We start from the raw sequence: 17,199 nt of genomic DNA on the forward strand, positions 1-17,199 counted from the left end.
CAAATCTCGTGGAGACCGAGGCGACCTCTCAGCGGAATCCCCTACATAGTCAGGTGACTCTCAGGAACACCCATCCACCGGCGCGCATCGCCAGCGACGCACGAACACTACGACTACTCCCGGCCGTCGAACTCCCGTGCCTACCAGTTAGGTAGGACGGATCGAAGCAGGTGAGAGAACTCGTGTGCGGCTGTGATGAGCCGCCCGGCTCACGTCAGGAAAAGCGCCGCACTCGCCACGGCCCAAGCGATCGAGAAACATATGACTGCAGATCGTGGTAGTCGCCACTTAATCCACGCCGAAAAATCCGATGATGCCGACGAAGTTTCTGGGTCGATATATTTCGTGAGAATCTCGGAGAAACGGTGAACGCGATCAGGTCTCTTTAGCCATGATTCCCAATTGGAGGCTCCGACCGCCCAAGAGCTGGCTGATATGGTCGCGGTTTCAAACCTCATACGCCCATTTGTATCTTCAGAGATGCTCACAACTTCATGCCAGGGGATGTTCGCTTCGGTGAAAGGATTCACGATCACGATACCCGGATTAGACAACTTCAGGGCTGTATAACTACCCATGAGCCAAAGAAAAAAGGCGCTAGGAAATATAAGAATAGAAATCAGCAGCCATAGGTCGCCGACCGAGATTGCGACGTCATTCTTCGCTGCAATAGAGGAGAGGAGTAGGATCGCCAAGAAGCTGAGGCCAGAATAGGAAATCAGTCTGATTGCGGGCGGCCGTACTGTTACGTCATGGCCTTGCTCGAGTTCGGCGACCACGGCGTGCATTTGATAGTTAAGAGAACGAAGCATCTGGTGCCTCCGGTCGCGCTTCATCGTCTAGTTCAAATTGGCGGCGCGAGGCACCTGGCTAAGAACCGCCACCTGCAGCGTGCGCACCCCTGGCCCCTCAACCGAGCCAGACAGACCAACGAGACGACCGCGCATCGGGCCCCTCCAGCGCCAGAGCCCATGAGGCTCACCAGATGCCCCACACGAGGCAAAGCAAATCTCGGGGAAACCGAGGCGGCCTCTCAGCAAAATCCCCGACGTAGCCAGGTGATTCTCAGGAACAAAGCATCAACGGCGCGCACGGCCGGCCCAGCACGAGCACTACGGCGGTCCATGGAGCCGCACGATCAACCGCGTCGCACTCCCCTCGCCTACCGTGCCACCACCGCACCGCGACCGCGCCCAACGCAGATCGTCCACGAAAGCGGGACTCGTCTCGCACGAACTCGTCTCACTACCAGTCACCTAACGGGAGTTGCGCCGGGCGACCAAGGTGATGGCACAGATCCGTTCATCCGCCCCACGTGTACAGCTGCGTCGGCTGTTCCCGACGGACCAGGACGGTTCAGTATGAACCGCCGCCTGGTGGTCCACCTGAATTGTTCTTATCGCCTATATGCCGTACGAGAAGCGTTGATGTGACCACCACGAGCGCCGATAGCAAAGCCCACACAAACGCACCGACTATCAAGGCTAGACCCCATCGGACCACCGCCGCGGCCACGAAGGCATGGTAAGTGCCGATCCCGGCAATCAGGCCAATCACATAAGCGATGAACAAAAATACAACTTCGATTCTGTCGGTAGCAGACAGATGACTGAAGCGCACATTGCTTTTGGACAGCCCAAGCAACGCAGACAGATTTTGATTCATAACCAGCCCCAATAACCTTGGCAACGCGACTGCTGCGCCGACCCTAATCGGTGTCGTCCCTGACTCCCCCACCGGGACTTCCCGGGTGTGATGCGACTCATGCCTGCGCGGCTTGATACTCCTCGTCGGCCACCGGCTCGAGCCAGGTCGTGCCGTCGCCGCCGTCTGACCCTTCGAGCATGGCGATGTGGCACATCATGTTCTGGCTGGTGCCGCCGTGCCAGTGTTCCTCGCCTGGTGCGGTCCACACGGTGTCGCCGGCGCGCATGCGGATCACGGTGCCGTCGCGGGTGACGACTAGCCCGGAACCGTCGGTGCAGTGGAGCAACTGACCGTTGGCGTGGGAGTGCCAGTTGGTCCGGGCGCCGGGAGTGAATCGCACGATGCTCGCGATCAGCTGGGAGGGTTCTTGCTTTGCGTGCAGGGGGTTGACATAGACACGGCCGGTGAAGTTGGTGGCAGGTGCCTGGGCGGTCGGGGTGAGGGGTTCGAGGTTCATGGATCTCCTGTGCGATGTCTTGCTTGACCGGGGGTTGGTCGGGGTTAGTCGGTGGACCGGCGCGATAGCGGCGGCCCTCGCGCATCCCGCTCGCCGCAGCCTGGCGATCGCTCTGCCAACGAGCGCCCACCCGTGTTTGGATCCAAAGAGGCCGTGCGCCGTCAGTTTCTGGCACTCAGATAAGAAACGAAACTAATCAAGAGAATCGCAGCAATGGACGCTACTTCAGTAAATGCATCCTTCTTTAGGCCTTCACGAAAGCTTATTCGCGCCTCCCATATTCCGCCGATAACAGCAATGCCGACCGCAGTGAGCGAAGCTGCAAAAACGGCCGCTTTGGCAGGACTGCCGCTTGACACGAACAACAGCGCAACGGCACCTATCAGACATAGTGCAGACCCGAACTGCCGTAGCGCGACGGCGGCGCGTCGTGGGCTCGTCGGCAATTGACTCATGTTGCACTCCTCGAAATCATCGCAGCAATTCAAACGAATCAATTCACGATGAGGCTTGGTCCGCGTACTTTAGTGCTCGCGGACCTAGTTCCTCAAGGACCGGCCGATCGTCCACGCCCATAAGAGGCCCGCGCCGCTGCTCCCCCGGGCGACGCCGACCGGAAACGCCAGACGCGGCCGAGCGCTGCTGCGCTCGACCGCGTCTGCCCGACTCGACGGTTCAGCCGACCGTGACGGTCAGCGTTTGGGACGCTGCCGGGCTCACCTCGTTCCGCGCCTGGACCTTCACCGTCGCCGAGCCGGCGGCGGTCGGAGTGCCGGAGATGGTTCCGGTGCCGTCGCCGTTGTCGGTGAACGTCAGCCCGGCAGGCAGCTTGCCGACGATCGACAGGCTCGGCACCTCCTGGGCTGTCGGCGACTGCGTCGTCGCGGTGGACACCGTGTAGGTGCCCGCCGTACCGGCGGTGAAGCTCGCCGTCGGGTTCGACGTGAACTGCAGCGGCGCCACATCGACCACGAAGGACGTGGTGACGGTCCGGCCGTGGTAGCTCGCCTTGACGCTCACCGTGGCAACACCGGGGCCGACCGCGCGGAGCTCGGTACCGCCCTTGCTCACCGCGACCACGTCGCGACGGTCGGACCGGTAGCGGATCCGGATGCCCCGCGGGAGCGGCGTGCTCCGGCCCTTGCTGATGTAGCCGTGCAGTGCCTCGTCGTCGGTGGCGACCGTGACCTGCGGGTCGATCCGGGTGCCTGCGTCGAAGGCGACCCGCTGCGCGACGTCGGCCGCCGGGTCACCCGTCTCCACCGGGCGGACCGACACCGTCGTGGGCACCCGGCCCAGGCGCCCGGTCACCTTCACCGAAGCCCGCGCACGGACGTCGGCGGAGGAGGCCGCCAGCTGCAGCCCGTAGGTGCCGCGGTCCACCTTCATTGTCTGGCTCTTCTCGTCGAGGAAGGCCAGCTGGGAGGCCGGTGCGGAGAAGTGCACGCGCACGGACTTCCCGGGCCGCACCTCCACCCGGTCGAAGGCGAGGAGCCGCTTGGTCGGACGCTCCGCGGCTGCGGAGGCGAACGGCGTGGTGACGTAGAGCTGCGGGGTAGCGGCGCCGGCGACGTCACCGGTGTTCGTGACGGTCGCGGAGGCACTGATCGTGCCCGAGGCCTTCACGCTGCCCTTGTCGACCCTGAGGTCGGAGAAGCGGAAGTCGCTGTAGCTCAGGCCGTGGCCGAAGGGGAAGCTCGGCGTGCCGGTGTAGTACATGTACGTACGTCCCGGCGCCGACTGGCTGGGTCGGATCGCGTAGTCAGTGATCGGCGGCAGCTGACTGTCGTCGGTGTACCAGGTGAAGGGCAGGTGACCGCTCGGGTTCACCGCGCCGAGCAGCACGTTGGCGATAGCGGGTCCCTGGCGCTGGCCGAGATAGGAGCTCCAGAGGATCGCCGGGCTGGTCGCTTCGAAGCTGCGTACGTCGACAGCGCCGACGGTCTGCAGGTAGACGACGGTGCGCGGGTTGGCCGCCTCGACCTGGCTGATCATGGCCGCCTGAGCGCCGGGAAGCGCCGTCGTGGTGCGGTCGTGGTCCTCCGAGGCGGTGCTGCCGTCGGTACCCGCCACGACGACGACGGCGTCATAGCCCTTGAGAGCCGAGATCGTGGCCGGGTCGACGGTGGTGAGCTTCGACGCCGTGGTGCCGCCGGTGACGCCCGGAAGGAAGTCGACCTGTGCCTGCGGGTCGCGCGCCTGCACCGCCGACTTGATGCCGGTGTAGGCATCGATGTTGTTCGCCGCGCCCGCCTTGGTCTGGATGCTCGAGTAGCCGCCGGTGAACAGCTGCTGCGGGTGGGCGAAGTAGCCGACCACCGCCACCTTGAACGGCTTGTCCTCGGGCACGCTCATCGGCAGCAGCGGGGCGTCGCCGACCTTGTCGTTCTTGAGTAGGACCAGGTCCTGCTCGGCACTCTGCTGCGCCTGGGCCAGCCGCTCAGGCGTCTCGGTGATGGCGTTGTTGTCGGCCGAGGTCGTCCACGTCACGCCGCCGAGCCGCTGGCGAGCCGCGCGCACCCACGGCACCTGGTTCTCGTCGTCGAACTCGCCGGTCTCGATGCGGGCGGTGAAGAGCCGGGTCAGCGAGGTGTCGACGTCGCCGACGTTGAACGTGTCGGTCTCGGTCTTGATCTTCTGCGCGATGGCCGTCGGCACGGTGTTCCCGTAGCTGTACTGGTCGTGGTAGCCCCAGTTGCAGTCCAGGTCCTCCCCCGCCGAGATGGCGTACGCCGACCGGCCGTACTGGTCCAGCGGAGCGCTGGCCGTCGGAGGCTGCCAGTGGTGACCGGCCTGGATCTCGTAGACGGCGTCGCAATCGGAGGTGAAGTAGCCGTTGAAGCCGTAGGTGTCGCGGGCCAGGTCGCTGATGAGTTGGACGCTGGCCGCTGCCGGGACGCCGTTGACGGAGTTGTAGGAGCTCATGATCGAGCCGGGATGGGCCTGTTCGATGATGTCGGCGAACTGCTTGGTGTAGTACTCCCGCAGCGTCCGCTGATCCATGTCGGAGGAGCCGGTGCGGCGGTTGACCTCGCTGTTGTTGGCCGCGTAGTGCTTCAGCGTCGCGATCGCCTTGTAGTAGCCGTTGGCCGACTTCGGCAGCTTGCCGCCGGGCGTCTGCCCCTGCAGACCGTCGACGTACTGACCGGCGAGGGCGGCGGTGAGGGTGGGGTCCTCGCTCCAGCTCTCGTCGTTGCGGCCCCAGCGCGGGTCGCGCGAGAGGTTCACGGTGGGAGCGTAGAAGTCGAGGTTGAGCCGGTTGTCCGGCGCGGTGTCGCGGGCCTCGTCGCCGATCAGGGAGGCCTCCCGGTAGACCAGCTGGGGATCCCAGCTGCTGCCCATGGACAGGTCGGAGGGGTACGACGTCGTGTTCGTGAGCGTGGTGGCGTTGCCTGTGGGCGTGATGGTGGAGGCGTTGACGCCGTGGTTGGACTCGTTCCACCAGCCCCACGCGGCGATGCCGAGGCGCGGGATCGCCGGAGCCTGACTGCTGTTCATCTCCTGGGCCTTCTCGGCCAGGGACATGCGGGAGATCAGGTCCGCGGCCCGCTCCGCCGGCGTATAGGACCGGTTGAGGTAGATCGGAGTGGAGACGGCGGCGCCGTGCGACGCCGGCGGCGTGGCGGAGGCGTGGGTGGAGGCGCTGGCGCCGACCGCCATGGTGGCGAGCGCGCTCGCTGCTACGGCGATGCCGACGGTCTTGACGGCGCGCCGAGGTTTTCTGCTGACCATGTGTGCTCCGAGAGAAGGCGCCCGAGACAGGGCGCACCAATGGGTCCCCCAGGCCTGCCGAGAACTGCAGATGTGACCTGGGTCTCTCGACCGTAGATGCGCTGATTGTCCGCGTCAAGGATCAAGATCCCGCGTCTTTGATCCCCTTTGTCCATTTCCGAACTAACCCATTGGCTAGGCTGCCGTCGTGACCACCACGGGACGGGAGCCCTTGCTGAGCCGGAACGGCCAAGCGGTACTGGCGGCCGTCCGGGCGCGACCTCGCTGCAGCCGGGCCGACGTTGCCCGCGCTACCGGCCTGTCCACCTCCGCCGTCTCCATGCTGGTCAGCACCCTGATCTCTGCCGGACTGCTCGTCGAACTCGGTGTGAACCACTCCGCAGGCGGCGGCCGCCCCTCGGTCTCCCTCGGCGTGGCGCCCGAGGCAGGCTCCTTGATCGGCATCCATATCGGTCATGCGGGCCTGCGGGTCGTCCTCACCGCGCTCGACGGCACGCTGCTCGCCGAGCAGCTGCATGCCCTCGACGTCGACCACGAACCCGCGGCGTCGCTGGACCGGATGGCATCAAGCACCGCTGCACTCCTTGCCGACGGCATCGTGGATCCGACCCGGATCCTGGGTGCGGGCGTGGCCGTCTCGGCGCCCGTGATCGACGCGCGCTCTCTCGGCTCGCCGCCGATGCTGCTGGACTGGGGCGGTGTCGACATCGGTGGGATCCTCACCGAGCGTCTCGGTCTCCCTGTCCACCTCGGCAACGACGCCACCCTCGGTGCGCTGGCGGAGTGGCGCCTCGGTGCGGGTGCCGGCGTCGACGACCTGGTGTACGTGATGCTGGGCGACGGCGTGGGCAGCGGGCTGGTGCTGGGCGGACGGCTGCACACCGGATCCTCCGGGACCGCTGGCGAGCTCGGCCACCTGCCCGTGGTCAGCGACGGCAAGATCTGCCGATGCGGTGCCCGGGGTTGCCTGGAGACACTGGTCAGCAAGCGCGCGCTCGTCGCGGCGCTGGCCCACACGCTCGGCGCCAGCGCCTCGGTCGAGGCCCTGCTCGACCTCGCCGAGGCGGGCGACCGCGGCGCGACGCGGCTGCTCGGCGATGCCGGGCGCGTCCTCGGGACGGCCCTCGCCGGCGTCTGCACCGTGACCGACCCGCGGCTGGTCGTCGTGGGGGGCGACCTGACCGCACGCCCCGACACCAGCGACGTGCTCCTCGAGGCCGCGCGCCACGCGCTGGAGGCCGCCCTGCCCCCGGTGGCCAACCACGGCGTACGCATCGTGCGCGCCGCGCTCGGCGCTCGTGCGGAGGCACTCGGGGCAGCGCTGCTGGCCGGGACCCGGACCGGGGCCGGTCTCGCACCGATCCGCTAGCCACGCGGCTCACGGCGCCGAGTCGGGGATCAGGCCGGGTCCACGAGCCGGCCGTCGACCAGCAGCCCGCCGGACTGCTTGACGATGCGCTGGAAGGGCAGCACCTCCAGGTTCTGGATGCCGTCGAGGGCGCCGACCTGAGCGGTGGTGAACTCGTAGAGGTCCGAGAGCTCCCGGCAGGTCATCGACGCCATCACGTTGTTGCGTCCCGAGGTGCTGGCCACGAAGCTGATCTCCGGCAGCTCGGCGAGCGTGCGACCGACGGCCTCGATGTGCGACGGTGCCACCCGGAGCAGGAGATGAGCGCGTACGCCGTAGCCGAACGCCTCGGTGGCGAGATCGTTGTCGATGATGACGACGCCCCGCTCGATGAGCGTAGCCACACGGCGCGCCGCCCGGCCTTCGCTGATCCCGGCCGCCTGCGCGAGCGCGGCGTTGCTCGCCCGGCCGTCGCGGGCGAGCAGCCGCAGGATCGCGGCGTCGTACTCCTCCAGCTCGAACCGCTCGGCGGTGCGGGCGGGATTGACCAGGGGCGTCGCCAGCTCGGCCGTCTCCTCCTCGTTCAGGTGCCGGCCCAGCGCCGACCAGTCGTCCGGGCTCATCCCGAGGAAGATGTGCAGCACCACCGCGGCGTCGATGTCCAGGACGTGCGCGGCGCGCGGGAGCGTGCGAGTGAGCAGCAGGTCGCGACGCTCGGTCGTGACAGTGCTCAGGCTGAAGGTGACCTCCGAACCCGCCGCGGTGAGGCCCACCCAGACCACGTCGTCGCGCGCCGAGAGGCCTGCGGCCAGCGACTCGGCGGCATCGGGTCGGCACCGTACGCGCACCTGCCAGATCTGTTGCCCGAGCGCGACCGGGTTCACCGTGCCGAAGACGCGCAGCACGCCCTCGCGGTGCAGCGCCCGATAGCGGCGGGCGACGGTGCGCTCGTTCATGCCGAGCACCGCGCCGATCCGGGCGAAGCTCGCCCGCGGAGCCAGCTGGAGTGCGCGGATCACCCGGAGGTCGTCGACGTCCCACGATCGCTCGCCAACGCCCTGCGAAATCGCCATGGAGCCAGTCTCCCATGACCGAAACTGTCGTCTCGCGCACCGTTTGCGACATAGTCCTCCGGATCCTTCGCCTGCGGCGGCTGGCTGTCGGTGCCATGGCCGAGGCTTGGTGACGTGTCGGCGTACGTCGGCCCCGATCGAAAGGACCGACGATGGACCGCAAGTGGTGGACCCTCGGCGTGGTGTGCGCGGCGACCTTCATGCTGCTTCTCGACGTGACCATCGTCGTTGTCGCACTGCCCGACATCCAGACCAGCCTGCACACCAGCTTCAGTGACGTGCAGTGGGTGACCGACGCCTATGCGCTGACCCTCGCCGCGTTGCTGCTCACCTCGGGGGCGCTCGCCGACCGATACGGTCGCAAGCGCCTCTTCCTCATCGGCCTCACGATCTTCACTGTCGGCTCGGCGCTGTGTGCGGCCGCGCAGAGCCCGTTGATGCTCGTCCTGTCCCGTGCGGCTCAGGGCATCGGCGGAGCGGTGCTGTTCGCCACCGCCCTGGCCCTGCTGGCGATGAGCTTCCACGGTCGTGAACGCGGTGTCGCGTTCGGGGTCTGGGGCGCCGTCACCGGCGTCGCCACCGCGCTCGGACCGATCCTGGGAGGCGCGATCACCAGCGGGCTGAGCTGGCGCGGCGTGTTCTGGGTGAACATCCCGATCGGCATCGTCGCCCTCCTCGCCGGCCTGCGCTACCTGACCGAGTCGCGCGCTCCCGACGCCCGCCGGCCGGACTGGGCCGGGTTCGGCACCCTGACGCTCGCGCTCGTCGCGCTCGTCTACGGCCTCATCCGCGCCAGCGAGAAGAGCTGGGGCGAGGGCATCGTCGTCACCTGCTTCGTGATCGCGGCCGTGCTGCTGGGCGCCTTCGTCGTCGTCGAGCGGAGGGTCGAGCACCCGATGTTCGACCTCGGGCTGCTGCGCATCCCGACCTTCCTCGGCGGCTCGATCGCTGCGTTCGCCATGAACGGCTCGCTCTTCGCGATCCTGCTCTACCTCACGCTCTACCTGCAGCAGGACCTCGGCTACAGCGCACTCCAGACCGGCCTGCGGCTGCTGGTGATGTCCGGCGTGACGATGGTCGTCGCGACCATTGCCGGCCGTCTCTCCGGGCACGTGCCGGTGCGGTGGCTGATCGGCCCCGGCCTGCTGCTGGTCGGCATCGCCCTCTTCCTCATGGCCAACCTCGACGCCGACAGCGGCTGGACCCATCTCATCCCGGGCCTGCTGCTCGCCGGAGTCGGCAGTGGGCTGGTCAACCCGCCGCTCGCCTCAACAGCCGTCGGCGTGGTCCACCACCACCAGTCGGGGATGGCGTCGGGTGCCAACACCACCTTCCGGCAGATCGGCATCGCGGTGGGCATCGCCGCCTACGGCTCGATCTTCTCCGCCGCCCTGCGCGACGGTGCCGCGCACGGCCTGGACCCCCACGCCAGCTATGCCCACGGGCTCAACCAGCTCTTCGTGGTCTCCGGCTGCCTCGCGGTGATCGGCGGCCTGGCCTCGATCGCGCTGATCCGGCGCAAGGACTTCGTGGCCAGCACGGCGACTCCGGCGAAGGAGCCGACGAGCGCGGCGGCGTGACGGAGGCGATCGAGGATCGTCAGAACCCGGTCGCCGCCCGGGCGGAATGCCGCCGCCGATAGCGGTGTTCCAGATCACATGAGCGACAAGCCGATCAAGACCCCGGGCCCGGACCACCCCATCACCATCGAGCACGACGGCGCGCGGGTGACCGCAGCGGTGGGCGGGCGCACGATCGCCGACTCCTCGGCGACCCTCACCCTGCAGGAGGCCGACTATCCGGCGGTGCGGTACTTCCCGCGCGCCGACGTCGACATGGCGGTGCTCGCGCGCACCGACCACGCGACGTACTGCCCGTTCAAGGGCGACGCGAGCTACTTCAGCGTCCGCACCGACGACGGCGTGCTCGACAACGCGGTGTGGACCTACGAGGAGCCGCACCCGGCCATGACCGAGATCAAGGAGTACCTGGCGTTCTACCCGGACCGCATCCAGGTCACCGAGGCTGGCTGAGCTCCCGACTCGCTACCGCCCTCCTCCCCGCCTTCACCGACGCCTCTCGACCGCAGCGGCCGGCGACCAGGCTGGTCGTGACCGTCACCGCCAGGATCGCGACGATGACGGCGAGCGAGAGCAGCGTCGACACCTCGGGGGCCCCGTGCCACCGGCCGTGCGCCCAGTGCAGCGCCAGCTTGGCGCCGATGAAGACCAGGATCGCCGCGAGCCCGTACCCGAGGTGGGCGAGCTGGGACAGGGCGCCGCGGAGGACGAAGTACAGCGCCCGCAGACCCAGCAGTGCGAACGCATTGGTGACGAAGACCAGGTACGGGTCGCCCGTGATCCCGTAGACCGCCGGGATCGAGTCGACGGCGAAGACCAGATCGGTGGCCAGCACCGTCACCACCACCACGGCGAAGGGCGAGAGCCCGACGCGCCGGGCGAGGCGCACGATCCGCATGCGGTCCGGCGACGCCTCCTGCTCGTGGCCGCGAAGGGTGTCGCGCAGCAACTTCAGCCCGGTGGCGACGAGCACCGCACCGAAGATCAGGAACACGACGTCGTACGCCGACAGCGCGGCCGCCCCCAGCGCGATGAAGACGCCTCGGAGCACGAGGGCGCCGGCGATGCCGTAGAGCAGCACCTTCTGCTGCCGGTCGCTCGGCACCGCGAAGGCGGAGAGCAACAGCATGAAGACGAAGAGGTTGTCGACGCTGAGGGACTTCTCCACCAGATAGCCGGCATAGAACTCGGTCCCGGCGCCGTGGCCGTGGCTGGCCCACAGCCAGAGGCCGAACACCAGCGGCAGCGCCAGGTAGAAGGCCGACCAGCCGAGCGCTTCGCGCATTCCGACCTCGTGCGGCCGACGGGTGAGCGCGAGGTCGAGAGCCAGCAGGGCCACGACGGCGGCGATGGAGATCGCCCACAGGGTGGGCGAGGCGAGGGTGTCGATCATCAGGGGTCTCCTCAGACGGATGCGTCTGAGGTCTCCCCCACCTCACGCCGCCGCAGCGGGTGAGGCGTCCTCCGGGGCGGCCACGGGACCGCCGTACTGACCGGAGGGACGTTGGCGAGGTACTCCCCTCGCAGACATCCTAACCCGGTTCGACCGGATAGCGGCGCGGACGACGCGGTCCGCTGTGCTGCTGGCGTGCCTCGTCCACGACCCGCCGCCACTCCTCGGACCGGCATCGGATCGGTACGGCGCCGAGCCGGATCGCCTCGGTGCGCGTCGGATCGGTGACGTCGAAGTGGACACCGCCGGGCTTGTCCTGCAGCCACGCCGGCTGCAGGCCGAGCCGCCCGGCGAACGCGACGAGCTCGGCGACCGAGTCAGCCATCAGGTGCGACCACCGAGCGGTGAGGTGCCCGACACGCGCCTCGGTGCGGTAGTCGTCCACGTAGACAGTCATGCTTCGCCCTTCTCGCCGGTCCCCGACATTGTCCCCCGGTGGTTGGTCGAGCGACCGGACGGGTACCGCAGCCCATGCAGGACGCCAGCCTGGAGTTCGTCGGCACCGCCACCTCCCTGTTGCGGCTGGGACCGTTCACGCTGCTCACCGATCCGAACTTCCTGCACGAGGGGCAGCGGGCCTATCTCGGCAAGGGGCTGTTCTCACGCCGGCGGACCGAGCCGTCGCTGCAACCGGCCCAGTTGCCTGCGCTCGACGCGGTGGTCCTCTCCCATCTCCACGGCGACCACTTCGACCGGGTGGCGCGCCGCGACCTCGACCGCTCGCTGCCGATCCTGACCACGCCCGCGGCGTCGAACAGGCTGAGGGACTGGGGCTTCGGCGAAGCGGTCCCGATGACGCCGTGGAGCTCGCGGACGCTCACGGCCGGAGCCGCCACCCTGCACATCACCTCGGCACCCGGCGAGCACGCCCCGCGGTTCGCGCGTGCACTCATGCCGCCGGTGATGGGCAGTGTCGTGGAGCTCGATGCCGGCGACGGCACCGCGGCGCTGCGGGTCTACCTGACCGGCGACACGCTCTATCGTCCGTGGCTGCGCGAGGTGGTCGACCGCTGCGGCCCGATCGACGCCATGGTGATCCACCTGGGCGGCACCCGGGCGCTGGGCATCCTGGTCACCATGGACGCCGCGCAGGGCGCGGACCTGGTCGACCTGATCGCGCCTCGGGTCACGGTCCCCGTGCACTACGACGACTACACGGTCTTCCGCTCGCCGCTGGCCGACTTCGTGACGGCCTGGGGACGCCGCGGGCTGCCCGGTGACCTGCGCACCGTCGGCCGGGGCGAGCAGGTGTCGCTCCGGCCCTGACGGCTGACGGCGACGGTCAGGACGGTCGCTGGTCGGGCGTGCTGGTCTGCACCGACTCAGCGGCCGTCCCTCCCGGGTCCTGGGTCCGCTCCTCGGACTCCTGCAGGATCACCTCGGCCTGCTCGCGCGGATCGTCGCTCCCGGCCGCCTCCTCCTCGGGTAGCAGATCGGCGCGGGACTCGACGTGCTGCTCATCGGGGCGAGGATCGGCATCGCTGCTCATGTGGGTCCGGTACCCCCGCGGGGCCGCCACGGTGCGCCCGGACTCAGCGCCAGCCGAGCGCCGGCGCGACGTGGGTCAGGATGTTCTGCAGCAGCTTGGCGTTGTAGTCGACTCCGAGCTGGTTCGGCACGGTGAGCAAGAGCGTGTCGGCCGCGGCGATCGCCTCGTCCTCGCGCAGCTGCTCGACCAGCTTGTCGGGCTCGGCGGCATAGGTGCGACCGAAGATCGCCCGGAACTCGTCGAGCTGACCGACCTGATCGCGACTCTCCCCCTCGCCGCCGAAGTACATCGCGTCGACGTCGTCCACGATGGGCATGATGGATCGGCTCACGCTGACCCGCGGCGTGCGCTCGTGACCGGCGTCCCGCCACGCCTCCAGGTAGCGCTCGATCTGCTTGCGCTGTTGGACGTGGAACGGCTCGCCGCTCTCGTCCTCCTTCAGGGTGGAGCTCTGCAGGTTCATCCCGAGCTCGGCGGCCCAGCGGGCTGTCGAGTCCGAGCCCGATCCCCACCAGATCCGCTCGCGGAGGCTCTCCGAGTACGGCTCGAGGCGCAGGAGGCCGGGCGGGTTCGCGAACATCGGACGCGGGTTCGGCTGGGCGAAACCCTCCCCCTTGAGCATCTCCAGGAAGACCTCGGTGTGCCGGCGCGCCATGTCGGCGTCGCTGGTGCCCTCGGCCGGCTGGTAGCCGAAGTACCGGTAGCCGTCGATGACCTGCTCCGGGCTGCCCCGCGAGATGCCGAGCTGGAGCCGGTGCCCGGCGATGAGGTCGGCCGAGCCGGCGTCCTCGGTCATGTACAGCGGGTTCTCGTAGCGCATGTCGATCACGCCGGTGCCGATCTCGATCCTGCTGGTGCGCGCGCCGACGGCCGCCAGCAGCGGGAAGGGCGAGGACAGCTGTCGGGCGAAGTGGTGCACCCGGAAGTAGGCGCCGTCGGCGCCGACCTCCTCGGCGGCCACCGCCAGGTCGATCGACTGCAGGAGCACGTCGGAGGCCGACCGCGTGGCCGAGTGCGGCGACGGGGTCCAGTGTCCGAAGGAGAGGAAACCGATCTTCTTCACAAGTGGTTCAACGCTCAACTTCCTCAGGCATTCCCGACAACGGGGTACCGGCTCGCCATGAGGATCGCAGTCACCGGCGCGAGCGGCAACGTGGGCACGGCGCTGGTTCGCGCCCTGCTGGGCCACGGACACGAGGTGGTCGGCATCGCGCGCCGCCCACCCGGTGAGGACAGCCCGTACGCCGCGGCGCGCTGGCATGCCATCGACCTCACCGACGCCGACGCCGACGCTCGCCTGGTCTCGGCCTTCGAGGGGGCCGACGCCGTCGTCCACCTCGTGTGGGGCTTCCAGCCGACCCATGACATCGACTACCTCGAGCGCGTCGACGTCGGCGGCACCAGCAAGGTGGTCGCCGCCGTGGTGGCGGCCGGCGTGCCGCACCTGGTGCACCAGTCGTCCCTGGGCACCTACTCGCCGGCACCGGCCGACGACCGGCCGGTGGACGAGTCGTGGGCACGCAACGGCATCGCCACCTCGACGTACAGCCGGCACAAGGTGAGCGCCGAGCAGCTTCTCGACCAGGTGGCGGCCGAGCATCCCGCGCTGGTCATCACCCGCACCCGGCCGTCGTTGATCGGCCAGCGCACCAGTGCTTCGGGGCTGCTGCGCTACACCGTGCCCGCCTTCGTGCCGGCCATCGCGCTCAAGCGCGTCCCGCTGCTCCCGGTCGACGGTCGGCTGCGGTTGCAGTTCGTCCACGCCGACGATGTCGCCACGGGCATCCGGCTGGCGATCGAGCAGCGGGCCGCGGGGCCGTTCAACCTGGCGGCCGACGGTGTCCTGAGGGTCGAGGACCTGGCCGCGGTCCTCCGCGCCCGGCATGTCCAGGTGCCGCTGAGCACGCTGCGGCGGGTGGTGGACCTCAGCTGGCGGGCCCACCTGCAGCAGGTGGACGTCGGCTGGCTCGACCTGGCCTACGGCGTACCGCTCCTGGACAGCACGCGGGCCCGGGTCGAGCTCGGCTGGTCGCCACAACGGACAGCGCACGAGGTGCTGGTGGAGACCGTCGAGGGCATGCGCGAGGCCGCCCACGACGACACCCCGATCCTGCGCCGGCGCAGCCTCCGGGACAGCCTGGCACGCGCCTGGAGCGGCTCGCCCGTCGCGCACCGCCGCCAGCCCTGAGCCGCGCTGGGCTGAGGCAGGATGTCCGCATGACGCTGCTGCCCCTTCCGCACGCCCAGCCCCTCGTCCACGAGACGGCCTACCTCGCCCCGGGATCCTTCGTGATCGGTGCCGCCGAGGTCGGCCCCGCCGCAAGCATCTGGTTCAACGCCGTGGTGCGGGCCGACGCCGACACCATCTCCATCGGCGAGGGGAGCAACCTGCAGGACCTGGTGACGGCGCACGCCGACCCGGGTCGTCCGCTGCGCGTGGGCAGCAATGTCTCGGTCGGTCACGGTGCCGTGCTGCACGGCTGCGTGATCGAGGACGACGTCCTGGTCGGGATGAACGCGACCGTCCTCAACGGGGCGGTGATCGGATCCGGGTCGATCGTGGCCGCCAACGCGCTGGTGCCCGAGGGCACGGTCGTCCCGCCCCGGTCGCTGGTGGCCGGCGTGCCGGCGAAGGTCCGCCGCGAGCTCGGCGAGGACGAGGTCGAGCTGATCCGGCTCAATGCCGAGCACTACCGCCACCTCGCCCAGACCTACCGGGCGCCGACCGGTTGAGCTACGGCTGCTGCTGGCCCGGCGTCGGCGTCGGCGAGCTGGAGCCGCTCAACGCGTCGGTGATCTCCTTCTCGGTCAGCGGTCGCCACGGCGCCGGTGCGTTGAGGGTCCCCGGCGTCGCAGGGCTGTCGCCCTGGGTCCACCACTGCGCGACGTAGGGCACGCCCTCGAAGAGCACCCGATCCCCGGCGTGGTAGGTCTTGTCGATCCTCCACGTCTGGTAGAAGCCCACCGGCATGGTCGGCGTGGGCTCCGGCGTCTCGCCGGGTAGCACGGGCCCGATCAGCGTCCACGGAGTGGCATCGCCGTTCTTCAGCGGGTTGTCGGGCACGTCGCCCGAGGTCCACCACTTCGCGACGTACACATTGTGGTGCCACACGACGTGGGTGCCCTCGAGGTAGACCTGGTCGGGCTGCCAGATGCCGTACGGACTGGTCGCCGGATTGTCGCTCGGCACCACCGTCGGGTTGGTCGACGGGCGCGCCGAGGCCTTCGGTGTCGCCGAGACGATCGGATCCACGTGCGCACTGCCGCCGAGGGCCTCGGCGAAGTCACCGGCCTCCTGCTTCACCCCGCTGCAGGCGTCGGACACGATCGTGACGTCGGGATAGTTCGCGCCGCAGGGCCGATCGCGGTTCAGCGACCAGATCGAGAGCCGGCCGAGGCGGTGGGCGACGGCGAAGCTGCGCAGACGCTGCGCGTCCAGGAGTCCGAAGATCTCGCCGGCGCTGTCGTTCTGACCGATCATCGCCGTCGCGCCGACGCGCTGCCACGCGGCCACCGAGGTCAGGTCCTCGCCCGCCTTCGCCCACAGCGCGCGGACCTGGGCGTGCGCTGCGGTGAGGGACTCCTGGGCGGCCTCCCCCATCGTCTCGTTGCTCGGCAGGTCGGCGCCGTAGTCCATGGTCATCACGTTGACCCCGGCCAGGTCGACCTTGGCGGCGAGCATCGTCGAGACGGCGTTCTGGCCGGACTGCACCAGGCCCGCACGCGCCACCGGAAGCGTCAGCCAGACCTGGACGTGGGTGCTCTTCTGCAGCTCGGCGATGGCGGTGGCGCGGCGCTGGGCCGCGGCGGTGTCGTCGAGTGCGGCGCCTTCCAGGTCCAGATCGATCGCGTTCACGTGGTAGCGCGTGACGACCTCTTTGTAGGCGTTGAGCAGATCCGGCACCGAGGTGCACTTGACCGCGAGCTCGGTGTTGGCCTGGCCGCCGAAGGAGACGATCGCGGCGCCGCCCCGCTGCTGCAGCCGGGCGATGCGGCGATCGAGGTCGAGCTGCTCGGCGGCGTCGTCCAGGGAGTACGCCGCTCCCCACGACGGCGCGCAGGCGCTGTGCGGGTCGGCGACCACGAACGCGAGCACCGCATCGCGGGAGGCGGCGTTCTGCGGGTCCTCGAAGGAGAGCTGCGGGGTCGCGGTGACGTCGACGTACCCGGCGAACCCGGTGTCGGCAGCCGCACCCAGAGCTCGGCTCTCCTGGAACCAGTTCCAGCCGCGCAGCGACGCGAAGACCAGGCCGAGAACGAGCACGCCCAGGATGCCGAGACGGGTCACCGAGAGTCGACGCCCTTCGAACTGACCCACACGGCCCTCCAGATTTCTCCGCGGCTTCCGTTCATGTCCGCG

Annotated in this window: 17 protein-coding genes; 6 read left to right on the forward strand and 11 right to left on the reverse strand. The window is 69.0% G+C overall.

Features of this window, described 5'->3' with window-relative positions:
- Window positions 1–209 precede the first annotated feature (209 nt).
- From P5P86_RS12255 to P5P86_RS12275, 5 genes are all read right to left on the reverse strand, one after another.
- Complete coding sequence (locus P5P86_RS12255) at window positions 210–779, reverse strand: hypothetical protein (RefSeq protein ID WP_280607719.1); 570 nt, start codon at window positions 777–779, stop codon at window positions 210–212.
- A 577-nt stretch (window positions 780–1,356) separates the two neighbouring features.
- Window positions 1,357–1,665 carry a hypothetical protein gene (locus tag P5P86_RS12260; protein ID WP_280607720.1) on the reverse strand — a complete coding sequence of 103 codons (309 nt, stop codon included), beginning with the start codon at window positions 1,663–1,665 and terminating at the stop codon, window positions 1,357–1,359.
- A gap of 97 nt (window positions 1,666–1,762) precedes the next feature.
- The gene (locus P5P86_RS12265; RefSeq protein ID WP_280607721.1) at window positions 1,763–2,164 is read right to left on the reverse strand and encodes a (R)-mandelonitrile lyase; all 402 of its coding nucleotides are present in this window, start codon (window positions 2,162–2,164) and stop codon (window positions 1,763–1,765) included.
- A 161-nt stretch (window positions 2,165–2,325) separates the two neighbouring features.
- Window positions 2,326–2,619 (reverse strand): hypothetical protein, encoded by a 294-nt coding sequence (locus P5P86_RS12270; protein ID WP_280607722.1) that lies wholly within the window; start codon window positions 2,617–2,619, stop codon window positions 2,326–2,328.
- A 220-nt stretch (window positions 2,620–2,839) separates the two neighbouring features.
- Window positions 2,840–5,896, reverse strand: a complete 3,057-nt coding sequence (locus P5P86_RS12275) for a glycoside hydrolase family 3 C-terminal domain-containing protein (protein WP_280607723.1) — start codon at window positions 5,894–5,896, stop codon at window positions 2,840–2,842.
- Window positions 5,897–6,083: 187 nt separating this feature from the next.
- On the opposite strand from P5P86_RS12275, the gene P5P86_RS12280 reads away from it, so the two are divergent.
- Window positions 6,084–7,265, forward strand: coding sequence for an ROK family transcriptional regulator (locus P5P86_RS12280; RefSeq protein WP_280607724.1), 1,182 nt, complete (start codon window positions 6,084–6,086; stop codon window positions 7,263–7,265).
- Between the two features lie 29 nt (window positions 7,266–7,294).
- On the opposite strand, the gene P5P86_RS12285 is transcribed toward P5P86_RS12280, so the two are convergent.
- A complete protein-coding gene (locus P5P86_RS12285; protein ID WP_280607725.1) occupies window positions 7,295–8,317 on the reverse strand; it encodes an Lrp/AsnC family transcriptional regulator in 1,023 nt (340 codons plus the stop codon).
- Window positions 8,318–8,469: 152 nt separating this feature from the next.
- Here P5P86_RS12285 and P5P86_RS12290 point away from each other — a divergent pair, with 152 nt between their 5' ends.
- Together P5P86_RS12290 and P5P86_RS12295 are read left to right on the forward strand one after the other, a co-directional pair.
- Window positions 8,470–9,897: an MFS transporter gene (locus P5P86_RS12290; protein ID WP_280607726.1), complete on the forward strand. Its 1,428-nt coding sequence runs from the start codon at window positions 8,470–8,472 to the stop codon at window positions 9,895–9,897.
- A gap of 78 nt (window positions 9,898–9,975) precedes the next feature.
- Window positions 9,976–10,350: a DUF427 domain-containing protein gene (locus tag P5P86_RS12295; protein ID WP_280607727.1), complete on the forward strand. Its 375-nt coding sequence runs from the start codon at window positions 9,976–9,978 to the stop codon at window positions 10,348–10,350.
- Here P5P86_RS12295 and P5P86_RS12300 read toward each other — a convergent pair.
- The gene (locus P5P86_RS12300) at window positions 10,334–11,290 is read right to left on the reverse strand and encodes a TerC family protein (RefSeq protein ID WP_280607728.1); all 957 of its coding nucleotides are present in this window, start codon (window positions 11,288–11,290) and stop codon (window positions 10,334–10,336) included. The two genes, P5P86_RS12295 and P5P86_RS12300, sit on opposite strands and share 17 nt — an antisense overlap.
- A gap of 139 nt (window positions 11,291–11,429) precedes the next feature.
- The gene (locus tag P5P86_RS12305; RefSeq protein WP_280607729.1) at window positions 11,430–11,747 is read right to left on the reverse strand and encodes a DUF4031 domain-containing protein; all 318 of its coding nucleotides are present in this window, start codon (window positions 11,745–11,747) and stop codon (window positions 11,430–11,432) included.
- A gap of 74 nt (window positions 11,748–11,821) precedes the next feature.
- Between P5P86_RS12305 and P5P86_RS12310 the strand changes: the two genes are divergently transcribed.
- The gene (locus P5P86_RS12310; RefSeq protein ID WP_280607730.1) at window positions 11,822–12,616 is read left to right on the forward strand and encodes an MBL fold metallo-hydrolase; all 795 of its coding nucleotides are present in this window, start codon (window positions 11,822–11,824) and stop codon (window positions 12,614–12,616) included.
- A 16-nt stretch (window positions 12,617–12,632) separates the two neighbouring features.
- Here the strand turns inward: P5P86_RS12310 and P5P86_RS12315 are convergent, their stop codons facing one another.
- Together P5P86_RS12315 and P5P86_RS12320 are read right to left on the reverse strand one after the other, a co-directional pair.
- The gene (locus P5P86_RS12315; RefSeq protein ID WP_280607731.1) at window positions 12,633–12,839 is read right to left on the reverse strand and encodes a hypothetical protein; all 207 of its coding nucleotides are present in this window, start codon (window positions 12,837–12,839) and stop codon (window positions 12,633–12,635) included.
- 43 nt (window positions 12,840–12,882) lie between these two features.
- Complete coding sequence (locus P5P86_RS12320) at window positions 12,883–13,902, reverse strand: LLM class flavin-dependent oxidoreductase (protein ID WP_280607732.1); 1,020 nt, start codon at window positions 13,900–13,902, stop codon at window positions 12,883–12,885.
- A gap of 57 nt (window positions 13,903–13,959) precedes the next feature.
- Here P5P86_RS12320 and P5P86_RS12325 point away from each other — a divergent pair, with 57 nt between their 5' ends.
- Both P5P86_RS12325 and P5P86_RS12330 read left to right on the forward strand, forming a co-directional pair.
- Window positions 13,960–15,027 carry an NAD-dependent epimerase/dehydratase family protein gene (locus P5P86_RS12325; RefSeq protein WP_280607733.1) on the forward strand — a complete coding sequence of 356 codons (1,068 nt, stop codon included), beginning with the start codon at window positions 13,960–13,962 and terminating at the stop codon, window positions 15,025–15,027.
- Window positions 15,028–15,056: 29 nt separating this feature from the next.
- Window positions 15,057–15,572 (forward strand): gamma carbonic anhydrase family protein, encoded by a 516-nt coding sequence (locus tag P5P86_RS12330; RefSeq protein WP_280607734.1) that lies wholly within the window; start codon window positions 15,057–15,059, stop codon window positions 15,570–15,572.
- 1 nt (window position 15,573) lies between these two features.
- Here the strand turns inward: P5P86_RS12330 and P5P86_RS12335 are convergent, their stop codons facing one another.
- Window positions 15,574–17,157 (reverse strand): chitinase, encoded by a 1,584-nt coding sequence (locus tag P5P86_RS12335; protein WP_280607735.1) that lies wholly within the window; start codon window positions 17,155–17,157, stop codon window positions 15,574–15,576.
- Window positions 17,158–17,199: the final 42 nt, after the last annotated feature.

Source organism: Nocardioides sp. BP30, assembly GCF_029873215.1.
Taxonomy (GTDB): Bacteria; Actinomycetota; Actinomycetes; order Propionibacteriales; family Nocardioidaceae; genus Nocardioides.

Coding starts and splice junctions, on each gene's coding strand:
- P5P86_RS12260 (WP_280607720.1), bottom strand. CDS start 1,665: ATGAATCAAAATCTGTCTGCGTTGCTTGGGCTGTCCAAAAGCAATGTG.
- P5P86_RS12265 (WP_280607721.1), bottom strand. CDS start 2,164: ATGAACCTCGAACCCCTCACCCCGACCGCCCAGGCACCTGCCACCAAC.
- P5P86_RS12270 (WP_280607722.1), bottom strand. CDS start 2,619: ATGAGTCAATTGCCGACGAGCCCACGACGCGCCGCCGTCGCGCTACGG.
- P5P86_RS12275 (WP_280607723.1), bottom strand. CDS start 5,896: ATGGTCAGCAGAAAACCTCGGCGCGCCGTCAAGACCGTCGGCATCGCC.
- P5P86_RS12285 (WP_280607725.1), bottom strand. CDS start 8,317: ATGGCGATTTCGCAGGGCGTTGGCGAGCGATCGTGGGACGTCGACGAC.
- P5P86_RS12290 (WP_280607726.1), top strand. CDS start 8,470: ATGGACCGCAAGTGGTGGACCCTCGGCGTGGTGTGCGCGGCGACCTTC.
- P5P86_RS12295 (WP_280607727.1), top strand. CDS start 9,976: ATGAGCGACAAGCCGATCAAGACCCCGGGCCCGGACCACCCCATCACC.
- P5P86_RS12300 (WP_280607728.1), bottom strand. CDS start 11,290: ATGATCGACACCCTCGCCTCGCCCACCCTGTGGGCGATCTCCATCGCC.
- P5P86_RS12305 (WP_280607729.1), bottom strand. CDS start 11,747: ATGACTGTCTACGTGGACGACTACCGCACCGAGGCGCGTGTCGGGCAC.
- P5P86_RS12310 (WP_280607730.1), top strand. CDS start 11,822: ATGCAGGACGCCAGCCTGGAGTTCGTCGGCACCGCCACCTCCCTGTTG.
- P5P86_RS12315 (WP_280607731.1), bottom strand. CDS start 12,839: ATGAGCAGCGATGCCGATCCTCGCCCCGATGAGCAGCACGTCGAGTCC.
- P5P86_RS12325 (WP_280607733.1), top strand. CDS start 13,960: ATGAGGATCGCAGTCACCGGCGCGAGCGGCAACGTGGGCACGGCGCTG.
- P5P86_RS12330 (WP_280607734.1), top strand. CDS start 15,057: ATGACGCTGCTGCCCCTTCCGCACGCCCAGCCCCTCGTCCACGAGACG.